General features: G+C 61.2%; 7 protein-coding genes and 1 pseudogene. 1 reads left to right on the top strand and 7 read right to left on the bottom strand.

Translation table 11 applies throughout. From position 1 onward, the window contains the following. From ABW043_RS18820 to aspS, 5 genes are all read right to left on the bottom strand, one after another. A partial coding sequence (locus tag ABW043_RS18820) for a ribose-phosphate diphosphokinase (protein ID WP_353922736.1) occupies window positions 1-793 on the bottom strand: 793 nt, incomplete at its 3' end. Window positions 794-853: 60 nt separating this feature from the next. Continuing rightward, window positions 854-1,144 carry a Dabb family protein gene (locus ABW043_RS18815; protein WP_353922735.1) on the bottom strand — a complete coding sequence of 97 codons (291 nt, stop codon included), beginning with the start codon at window positions 1,142-1,144 and terminating at the stop codon, window positions 854-856. Further along, window positions 1,144-3,426 carry an NADP-dependent malic enzyme gene (locus ABW043_RS18810; protein WP_353922734.1) on the bottom strand — a complete coding sequence of 761 codons (2,283 nt, stop codon included), beginning with the start codon at window positions 3,424-3,426 and terminating at the stop codon, window positions 1,144-1,146. Before ABW043_RS18810 ends, ABW043_RS18815 begins: the two co-directional genes overlap by 1 nt. 127 nt (window positions 3,427-3,553) lie before the next feature. Further along, a complete protein-coding gene (locus ABW043_RS18805) occupies window positions 3,554-5,164 on the bottom strand; it encodes an EAL domain-containing protein (protein ID WP_353922733.1) in 1,611 nt (536 codons plus the stop codon). A gap of 142 nt (window positions 5,165-5,306) precedes the next feature. Beyond that, a complete protein-coding gene (gene aspS / locus ABW043_RS18800; RefSeq protein ID WP_353922732.1) occupies window positions 5,307-7,097 on the bottom strand; it encodes an aspartate--tRNA ligase in 1,791 nt (596 codons plus the stop codon). A gap of 170 nt (window positions 7,098-7,267) precedes the next feature. Here aspS and rnd point away from each other — a divergent pair, with 170 nt between their 5' ends. Further along, entirely contained in the window at window positions 7,268-8,437 is a 1,170-nt protein-coding gene (rnd, locus tag ABW043_RS18795) for a ribonuclease D (protein ID WP_353922731.1), read from the top strand. A 3-nt stretch (window positions 8,438-8,440) separates the two neighbouring features. Here rnd and ABW043_RS18790 read toward each other — a convergent pair whose 3' ends face one another. After that, window positions 8,441-9,976: a Ppx/GppA phosphatase family protein gene (locus ABW043_RS18790; RefSeq protein ID WP_353922730.1), complete on the bottom strand. Its 1,536-nt coding sequence runs from the start codon at window positions 9,974-9,976 to the stop codon at window positions 8,441-8,443. 2 nt (window positions 9,977-9,978) lie between these two features. Next, a pseudogene (locus ABW043_RS18785) lies at window positions 9,979-10,660 on the bottom strand (RNA degradosome polyphosphate kinase); the annotation flags it as partial.

The following is a 10,660-nucleotide window of genomic DNA, read 5'->3' as shown; positions in this document are numbered from 1 at the left end:
CATCAGGCTCGGCGGCCAGACGCGCAACCGCGTCGCTACCAAAAATGCCATGCGTGCAGGCGACACGCGCCGAGCGCGCACCATTGGCCCGAAGATGCTTGAGCAATTCAAGGATCGAACCGCCGCTGGCGATTTCATCGTCGAGGATGATGACATCCTTGCCGCGCACTTCGCCAATGATTGCCGAGATGCGCACTTGCGTGTCGGTGATCCGCTCCTTGGCACCAGCAGCCACGGGCGTTCCGAGGCTCCGCGCAAAAGCAGCGGCCGTCTTGGCATTGCCGAGATCGGGCGAGACCACCACGGTGTTGCTGAGATCAAAGCGGCGGAAGTGCGATGCCAGTTCGTGCAGGGCATGCAAATGATCGACCGGTACGCTGAAAAAGCCATGCACCTGCGGCGAATGGAGGGTCATGGTCAGGACGCGGTCAGCGCCCGCCGTCTTCAGCAAATCGGCAACCAAGCGGCCACCGATGGAAATGCGCGGCGCGTCCTTTTTGTCGGAGCGCGCGTAGGAATAGTGCGGGATGACGGCGGTAATCCGCGCCGCCGATGCCCCACGCGCCGCGTCGAGCATGAGCAGCAATTCCATCAGGTGTTCCTGAACCGGAGCGCTCAGCGTCTGGACCAGAAACACATCCTGCTCGCGGCAATTGTCCTGCAATTGCACTTCGATACAGTCGTTGGAGAAGCGTTTGACCCGCGTGGGGAGCAACGGTACGCCTAAATCGGCGCATATCTCCTTTGCCAGCTCGGGGTGCGCACTACCACTGAACACAGCAATCTGGTTCATGGAACTTCCTCGGCTTTTGGCGGGCAGGACTTATGCGGCAGCTCTTAGCACTGCGCGCCCTCAGAGCGCAACGTAGTCTATCTCCTGAAACGCCGCGACCTCAGGCACCCAGCGGTCCCGAACGAAGGCAACGTGATCGGGATGCACATTGTAGCCGTCATAAGCGGCCTGGTCGGCGAACTCCATCGAGAAGCCAAAGGCGTAGTCGGCCTTGGGGCTGACCTGGCGCAGACGCTCGAATTTTTGGACGCCCGGAATGGCCTCGAGCACGAGCGCGTCCCTCAGGAACGCGCCTTCTGCTTCCGAGTTGGCGTCATGCTTGAGATTGAAAACGACGGTGTGACGGATCATCACTCGGCTCCGATGGCTTCATTGGCAGCGATTGCGGCCATGTTGACGATACCGCGGCTGGTGACCGACGGCGCCAGAATATGGGCTGGGGCCCGCGTGCCCATCAGGATCGGCCCGACAGCCAGGGCGTTGTTCATCTCCTTGAGCAGCGTCATTGAGAGGTTGGCTGCATCGAGGTCCGGGAAGATCAGGAGGTTCGCTTCGCCCTTCAGTGCAGTCTCGGGCACATAGCGCTCGCGCAGCTCTTGGTTGAGCGCCAGGTCGCCCTGCATTTCGCCTTCGACGATCAGGTCCGGAGCTGCCGCCTTGAGCTTCTCATAGACCTCGCGCATCTTGAAGGCGCTGTCGCCATCGCGCGAACCAAAGTTCGAATAGCTCAGCAGCGCCATGCGCGCCTCGATATTGAAGCGCTTGAGGTGGTCCCGCGCCTGCAGCGAAATGCTCACCAGTTCATCCGCAGTCGGGTTCTGGTTCACATAGGTGTCAGCGAGGAAGAACGCGCCGCGCGGCATGATCAGCATGGAGAGCGCCGATACGTCGCTGACGCCGTCCTGCAGCCCGATGATCGAGCGGATATCGCGGACGTGCTTGATGTAGCGGCCCTGGAGACCACAGATCAGGCCATCGGCTTCGCCGCGCTTCACTGCCAGAGCGCCGATCACTGTCGTGTTCGTGCGCACGATGGTGCGGGCCGTATCGGGCGTCACGCCATTGCGCCCGACGAGCGAGTGGAACAGGCTGACATAGTCGCGATAGCGCGGATCGTCTTCGGGGTTGATCACCTCGAAGTCACGACCCGGTTGAATACCAAGACCAAAGCGCTCGATACGGGCCTCGATCACGGCCGGGCGGCCGATGAGAATAGGGCGAGCGATGCGTTCTTCGAGCAGCACCTGGGTGGCGCGCAGCACGCGTTCGTCTTCGCCGTCGGCAAAGGCGATCCGCTTGTTCTTGCCCTGTGCTCGATCGATGATCGGCTTCATCACGAGGCCAGAGCGGAACACGAAGCGGTTGAGCTGATCCTGATAGGCGTCCCAATCGGCGATCGGGCGCTTGGCGACACCCGATTCCATCGCAGCGCGCGCCACGGCCGGCGCGATCCGCAGGATCAGGCGCTGGTCGAAGGGATTGGGAATGATGTGGTCCGGCCCGAACACGGCCGGCGCGCCAGAGGGCGACACTTCAAGGCCCGGCTCATGCGCCAGCTTGGCAATGGCGCGAACGGCGGCAAGCTTCATCTCTTCATTGATCGTCGTTGCGTGCACGTCGAGCGCACCGCGGAAAATGAAGGGGAAGCAGAGGACGTTATTGACTTGATTGGGATAGTCCGACCGGCCCGTGCAGACCATGGCGTCGGGACGCGTCGCCTTGGCGACTTCGGGCATGATTTCAGGATTGGGATTGGCCAGCGCCAGGATCAGCGGCTTCGGCCCCATCTTGGCAAGCATTTCCGGCTTCAGCGCACCGGCAGCAGACAGGCCGAGGAACACGTCGGCGCCCTCGATGACTTCGGCCAGCGTCGTCGCATCGCTCTGGCGGCGGAACTGGCCGCGCCACTTGTCATTGACGTCGTTGCGCTTGTGGGTGACGAGACCATCCTTGTCGGCGACCCAGATGTTTTCGTGCTTGGCGCCGAGCGCCACCAGCACGTTGAGGCAGGCAATGGCGGCGGCCCCTGCACCAGAGGTGCAAATCTTCACCTCGTCGATCTTCTTGCCAGTCAGTTCGAGCCCATTGAGCACCGCGGCACCGACGATGATCGCCGTGCCGTGCTGGTCATCATGGAACACCGGGATCGGCATACGCTCGCGCAGAGTCTCCTCGATCTCGAAGCAGTCCGGCGCGCGGATGTCCTCGAGATTGATCCCGCCAAAGGTCGGCCAAAGCGGTGCCACGGCGTCGATGAACTTCTGCGGATTGATCTCGTCGATTTCGAGATCGAAAACGTCGATGCCGGCGAACTTCTTGAACAGAACCGCCTTGCCTTCCATCACTGGCTTGGAAGCCAGCGCGCCGATATTGCCGAGGCCAAGCACGGCGGTACCGTTGGAGATCACCGCAACCAGATTCTGCCGCGACGTATAGCGGGCTACGGCTTCCGGGGTCTCGGCTATCTCTTCGCAAGGTGCAGCGACGCCGGGCGAATAGGCGAGCGCCAGATCGCGCTGGTTACCAAGCGGCTTGGTCGGCTGGATTTCCAGCTTGCCGGGCTTGGGAAACTCATGGAAGTGCAGTGCCGCTTCGCGCAGAACCTTGCGTTGTTCATTTGGATCGGTCGACACGCTTTCCTCCGGCACAGCTTAGTTGGCGTCGTACCTGCCACCAAAAAGCGCCGAAGGAAAGGGGCGTTGCGGCCTCGTAAAGCCAAGAATCGAAGCCGCCGCCATAGGCAATTCACAATTGGCGGGATCAGGCCGCGTCGGTAACGATTTCAGAGGGATCCTGCGCATCGGAATAGCGGGCTGGACTCGTCGCGAGTGCCAGCGCGAGTTCCTTGAATGCGCCCACCTTGAGGGCCGGCGCGAAGATATAGCCCTGCGCCTGAACGACCCCGCGCGAGCGCAGATAGATGGCCTGCGCTTCCGTCTCGACACCCTCGGCCACGATTTCGCAATCGAGATCCTTGGACATGGCGATGAGACCGTCGAGCACCGGCACCTGAGTCGTGCCCGGCTTGATCATATCAACGAAGATGCGGTCGATCTTGATGACGTCGACACCCAGCGTAGCGATATAGGCAAGGTTCGAGTGGCCCGTGCCGGCATCGTCCATGGCGATACGCGAACCGAGCGCGTGGAGCCCAGAGATGACGCTGTTGACGGCCAGCGAGTTTTCCAGCGGGCGGCGCTCCGTGATTTCGAACACAAGCTGGTCGTAGGAGATCGGCGAATTGCCGAAGATCGCCTGCACGTCGTCCACAATACCGACATCGCGGAAGTGGCCCTCGAAGAGATTGATCGAAATCTTCAGGCCCGGAATTTTCTGGGAGAGATCGCTCAGGTCATAACGCACCTGCTGCATCAGCGAGAGCGTCATCGGAATGGCCATGCCCGAGGCTTCGGCATAGTCGATGAAGACACCCGGCGGCACCACTTCGCCGCTCGGCTTTTCCCAACGGCAGAGCACTTCGCAACCCATCAGGCCACCCGTGCGCAGATTGATGACCGGCTGATAATAGGGCTTGATTTCATTACGGCCGATAGCGCGCTCGAGATCGAACGATGGCGTGCGAGAACGGCGGGCATAGCGCAGCGTCAGCAGCAGCAGTCCTGCGCTCAGCATGCAACCGAGAATGGTGAAAAGCACATCGAGATCGGCGTAGCCCGCCCGCGCCTCAGCAAAAGGCAGCAGATAGCGCACCTTGATCGGCAGCTCACCGGCAAAGCTCTGCACAGCCAGATAATCGCCGCGCGCCGCCTGGCGGTCGAAATCCACCGACGCGCCCAAGGACAGCACCGGGAGACCGCTGGTCAGCGCAATGTCCAGCATCGCGCCATCAGGCAGATTGTCGTCGAGCGATTCCTGCGTCGTCGCCATCAGAGGGGTAAAGGCCGAAATGCGCCGCACGCCGCCCAGGGTCTGCGTGACCTTGAGGGCGGGCATGACCATCTCGGCAAATTTCACGACGGTGATCGTCTCGGTGAGACCCGGAACCGGCAGAGATTCGGAGAGCGGTGAATAAGTGACGTTGCGACCGAACGCGTCGCAATACTGCACGCCATCCATGTTCTCGACGAGGATTTGCTTCACGTTGAAGCTGTTGTCGATCGCCGTCTGGGCAAAGCCACTAAAAGTCGGAGTGCAGAACGATGGGCTATCGGCAATCACCTTGCGCAGCGCGGTGACGGCATTGGCGGCATTGTAGTTGATCTCGGAGCTGAGCGCGTCGATACGCGCCTGCAGGGCCGTAGTTTCCTTGTTCCGCGCATAGGCATCGAGAAGATAGTCGACCGAGACTATGGGAACGAAGGCCAACAAGGCGCCCAGCAACATAAGAACGTGCGAGAACTTCGCCTTCACCGACCAAATCCACTTCTATCAGCTCTATCCCATTGGTAACGCTGCGATCTTAAAGACCCGTTAACCAGCCCATTAACCCTCCGTGGAAACGAAAAAGGCAGGCCTTGCAGCCTGCCTTCAGAAGAAAATTTGTGCGCTGAAATCAGCTTTGGACGTTGAGGCGGATACTCAGTTCGCGCATTTGCTTGGCCGAAGCCGGGCTCGGCGCGCCCATCAACAGGTCTTCGGCCTGCTGATTCATCGGGAAAGCCGTGATTTCGCGCAGGTTCGCCACGCCGCAGAGCAGCATGACGATACGGTCGATACCGAAGGCAGCGCCACCATGCGGCGGAGCGCCGTACTGGAACGCGCGATAGAGACCGCCGAACTGCTCTTCGACTTCCTCGCGCGACTTGCCGGTCAGTTCGAACGCCTTAACCATGGTCTCGGGTTCCTGGTTACGAATCGACCCCGAGGCGATTTCGTAGCCGTTGCAGACCGCGTCATACTGATAGGCCTTTAGTGACAGCGGCTCGGCCGAGTTCAGCGCTTCGAGGCCGCCCTGCGGCATCGAGAACGGGTTGTGTGCGAAGTCGATGCGCTTTTCTTCCTCGCTCCATTCGTAGAACGGGAAGTCAACAATCCAGCACAGTGCGAACTGTTCGGTGTCGACCACGCCGAGGTCGGTGCCGACCTTGGTACGGGCTTCGCCGGCGAACTTGTAGAACTTCTCCGGGCGACCAGCGACGAAGAACACGGCATCGCCGTCCTCAAGGCCGAACTGGGCCTTGATCGCCGCCGTGCGCTCTTCGCCAATGTTCTTGGCGATCGGGCCCGAGCCAGCGCCATCCTTGAAGAAGATATAGCCAAGGCCCGGCTGGCCTTCGCCCTGCGCCCAGGCGTTCATACGATCGCAGAAGGCGCGACCGATCGGCTCGGCGCCAGCCTTGTTCTTGGCAGGAATCGCCCAGACTTCCACCTTCGGATCAGTCTCGATCTGGTTGGCGAAAACCTTGAAGCCGGAACCGGCAAAGTGCTCGGTCACGCCCTGGATTTCAATCGGGTTGCGCAGGTCGGGCTTGTCCGAACCATACTTGCGGATCGCCGTGTCATAGGGAATACGCGGCCAGCTCTTGGTTACGCGCTTGCCATCGGCAAACTTCTCGAACACGTCGGTGATCACCGGCTCGACGGTGCTCCAGACGTCTTCCTGGGTCACGAAGCTCATTTCGAGGTCGAGCTGGTAGAACTCGCCCGGCAGGCGGTCAGCACGCGGGTCTTCGTCGCGGAAGCACGGCGCAACCTGGAAGTAGCGGTCGAAGCCGGCCACCATCAGGAGCTGCTTATACTGCTGGGGCGCCTGCGGCAGCGCGAAGAACTTGCCCGGGTGGATGCGGCTGGGCACGAGGAAGTCGCGCGCGCCTTCCGGCGACGAGGCCGTCAGGATCGGCGTCGAAAATTCGGTAAAGCCGGCGTCACCCATTCCGCTGCGCATGGCCGAGATGACCCTGGTGCGCTTGAGAATGTTGGCATGCAGCTTCTCGCGACGCAGGTCGAGGAAACGGTAGCGCAGGCGAATGTCTTCGGGATACTCGGCGTCGCCAAAAACCGGCAGCGGCAATTCCTTGGCGACCGACAGGACTTCGATTTCGCGGATGAAGATTTCAATCGCGCCGGTAGCGATGTTGGTGTTCTGCGCCGCAGCGTCACGCAGCTTCACTTCACCGTCGATACGCAACACCCATTCCGAACGCACCTTTTCGGCGTCGGCGAAGGCAGCGGAATCAGGGTCGATCACGCACTGCGTGATGCCGTAGTTGTCACGAAGGTCGATGAACAGCAGGCCGCCGTGATCGCGGATGCGGTGGACCCAGCCGGAAAGGCGCACATTATTGCCGGCATCGTTCGCCGTGAGAGCGCCACAGGTGTGGGTACGGTAGCGATGTGTCGTCATTTTCTTTTCCGAAAAAGTGCAAAAAGGGCCGGATTCTTGGCGGGAAAAGCGCATGGAGCACCCCGCTTGTCAAGCGCCAGGCCTTTCCCGGGCCGTGACGGAAATCCGAGGTGGAGCAATCCTTCAGCACCTGCTAGGAACGATAGTGACTATTTTGAGACGGTATTCATATGGACCTGATTGTTTCCACAGAGGCGCTCTCGGCATTTTGCGAGCGTGCAGCCCAGTTTGATTTCGTTACGGTGGATACCGAATTCCTCCGCGAAACCACCTATTGGCCGCGTCTCTGTCTCATTCAGGTGGCGACAGATGACGAAGCGGTCCTCATCGACCCCCTGGCCGATCACCTCGATCTCAAGCCGTTCTTTGCGCTCTTGGCCAATCCATCGGTCACCAAGGTGTTCCACGCCGCCCGGCAAGACATTGAAATCTTTGTCAAACTCACCGGCGCTGTGCCGCACAACATCTTCGATACGCAGATTGCAGCCAGCGTGTGCGGCTTTGGAGATAGCGCGTCCTACGACAGCCTCGTGCGCGCCATCTGCAAGGTCGAGCTCGACAAGTCCTCGCGCTTCACCGACTGGTCGGCTCGCCCGCTCTCGGAAAAACAGCGCCTCTACGCGCTGGCCGACGTCACCTATCTCCGCGATATCTATCGCGAGCTGCGCAAGCAGGTCGAACAGACTCGCCGGTGGGATTGGGTCGAAGACGAGCTCACCGTGCTGCGCAGCATCGATACCTATGTCGTCCAGCCCGAAGAGGCTTGGGAACGGCTCAAGATGAAGATCAACCGCCCGCGCGACCTCGCCGCCCTCAAAGTGCTGGCCGAATGGCGCGAGCGCAAGGCGCAGACCACCGATCAGCCGCGCAGCCGCGTCTTCAAAGACGATGCGCTGTTCGACCTCGCCGTGCAGCGCCCGCTCACCTCCGATGCCTTCGACAAGCTGCGCGCAGTGCCCCGCGGCTTCGGTCGCAGTTCGGCGGCAGCAGAGATCATCGAACTGCTCAAAGGCGTCGAGGCCGTGCAGAAGGCCGATCTACCTGTCCTGCCCGAGCGCTATCGTGGTCCCTCGCCCAAGGGCGCCGTGGGCGATCTGATCCGCGTCCTGCTGAAATCCGTGGCCGAGCAGCATGGCGTTGCCGCCCGCATCCTTGCCACCTCAGACGACATCGACGCCCTGGTGCTAGACGATGAGGCCGACGTCCCTGCCCTCAAGGGCTGGCGCCGCAAGCTTTTCGGGGAAAAGGCGCTGGCGATAAAGCACGGCCGCATCGGCCTCGCGGCTACCCGCAAGGGCGTCATCGAATTCGCGGTCAATCAGACAGAAGCGGCTGAGTAACCCTCAGCCGACTTCGACACGTGCGTCGGCATGCTCGGCAAAGCTGGCGAACTGGCTCAGCCGGTTGCGCAGGTGCTCGCCGTTGAGGAAGGCATAGTCTTCTGGCAATTGCAGCACCAGCACATCGCCATCCAGCCTGAACCGGATACGCGGCAGGACACCCGGCATGGCCGCCGTCATCGGATAGGCCACGCGGAACAGCGTGCCGATCAACCGGCCACGCTTGATCATCTCCGGCGACGCCAACGGGATTAGCGTATTGGCCGACTTGCTCTTGAGCCCGTCATAACGCACCGAAATGGCATGGGCGAGCACAGCACGACCGGGGTGATCGACCCCTGTGAGCGATCCATAGGCCACCGAGTCGACACTCTGCGGACCGCGATAATCGGGATGTGCACGCCAGCCGATATCGGCCAGGAGGCAGGCTACCTGGCGCAGCCGGCTCTCTTCTGCCGTTTCGACCGTACCGGCGGCCGCAAAATACTGTGCGCTGAATTCGACCAGGTCCGAAGCATGCGCGGGGGACCGCGACCGGAGCACCGAGAGCTCCTCCGCACCCTGAATCAACGGGTCGACCGACTGCTCAGCCTCCGAGAGCAGCCCGTGGAGATACCCTTCGCGCACACCTAATGCCGAGAACACGACGCTATCGAATGCGCCTGCGCGCAGCACTTCAGATAGAACCGCAGCGCCAAATGGCACCAGTTCCCGGCGCGAATTGCTGACACTACCTGAACCGGGATAGGTTTTCAGCGACTCAGCCGCGATGATGTCCTCGCAGACCGAAATCATCTCCGCCGCCGTCACCACATAGTCCTGCACCATGTGCAGCGGATAGTCGCGCAGCTCCAGATGAAGCTTTGCGAGGGAACGCCAGGTACCGCCTATGGCCGCAAACTGCCCGCCCGGCTCAATGCCCGCGAGCAGCGACTTCTTGAGTTTTTCGCGGACTAGGGCCGCAGCCTTCTTGGGCGATCCATCGGCATCGTCCTGCAGGCGAATAACGCCCAGCTCGTGCGATTGCCCATCGGCGTCGCGACCATTGGCGATAACAGACAGCTCAAGGCTGCCGCCACCGAGATCGCCGACCACGCCGGCAAATCCCGGAATGCCGGCAACGACGCCGAGCGCAGCGAAATGCGCCTCTTCCTCGCCAGAAAGCACCCGGACAGGCGATTCCATGATCGCTTCCACTGCCGAGACGAATTCCTGCCGATTGGCGGCATCACGCACGGCGGAAGTGGCCAGCACATGCACCTTGCCGACGCGCATCATCCGCGCCACCAGCGCAAAGCGCTTGATGGCGTCGAGTGCCTTTTCGACATTCGCATCGGCCAGCCGCCCGCTCTGGGCAATGCCCCGACCGAGCGCGCAGGCCGATTTTTCGTTGTAGAGCGGCGTCAGCGAGCGCGCGTGGCGCTCGTAGACGACAAGGCGAACGGAGTTGGACCCGATATCAAGGACAGCAACCGGCTGGGCGCCCTTAAGACGGCCCTGGGCCGTAGGATCGGCGTCTACGCCCCAGAATTGTGTCAAACTCAGCCCTCGTCGTCTCCAATCCCGGCGCTGCCGCGTCCGGACAGCGACGGATTGGTCATAAAATAGTCATGCGCGTTGAAGGGTTCCGCCCCCTCGGCAACGCGCAAGCGATGGGAACTGCCATCTGGCAAGACTTCCCAACTTTGCTGATTGTCCTTCAAATAGGCAACTAGCGTTCTGTCAAGAATCTGCTTGTGCACGGTTCTGTTGAGAATCGGCACCATAACTTCGACGCGGCCGTCGAGGTTGCGCCCCATCAAATCTGCCGAAGAAATATAGACGATGGCCCGTGCCGACGGCATGGCCTCGCCATTGCCAAAGCAATAGATGCGGCTGTGTTCAAGGAACCGTCCAACCACCGACTTGACCCGGATATTGTCCGAAAAGCCCGGAATGCCTGGCCGCAGACAGCATATGCCACGCACGATCAGGTCGACCTTCACCCCGGCCTGGCTTGCGTCATAAAGCGCGTCGATGATCTGCGGGTCGACCAGCGAATTCATCTTGAGGAGAATGGAAGCCGGCTGCCCATTGCGGGCGAACTCGATTTCGCGCGCGATATTGTTGATCAGTGTCTCGCGCATGTTGACCGGAGAAACCGCGATGGTCTCGAGTTCGGTCGGCCGCGCATAGCCGGTGATGAAGTTGAACACGCGGGCGACGTCCCGGGTGATCGCGGGG

Source organism: Devosia sp., assembly GCF_040509215.1.
In the GTDB taxonomy this organism is placed as follows: Bacteria; Pseudomonadota; Alphaproteobacteria; order Rhizobiales; family Devosiaceae; genus Devosia.
The sequence above is the reverse complement of the archived record's forward strand: the minus strand, read 5'-3'. Positions and strand labels throughout refer to the sequence as shown.

Coding starts and splice junctions, on each gene's coding strand:
- ABW043_RS18815 (WP_353922735.1), bottom strand. CDS start 1,144: ATGATCCGTCACACCGTCGTTTTCAATCTCAAGCATGACGCCAACTCG.
- aspS (WP_353922732.1), bottom strand. CDS start 7,097: ATGACGACACATCGCTACCGTACCCACACCTGTGGCGCTCTCACGGCG.
- rnd (WP_353922731.1), top strand. CDS start 7,268: ATGGACCTGATTGTTTCCACAGAGGCGCTCTCGGCATTTTGCGAGCGT.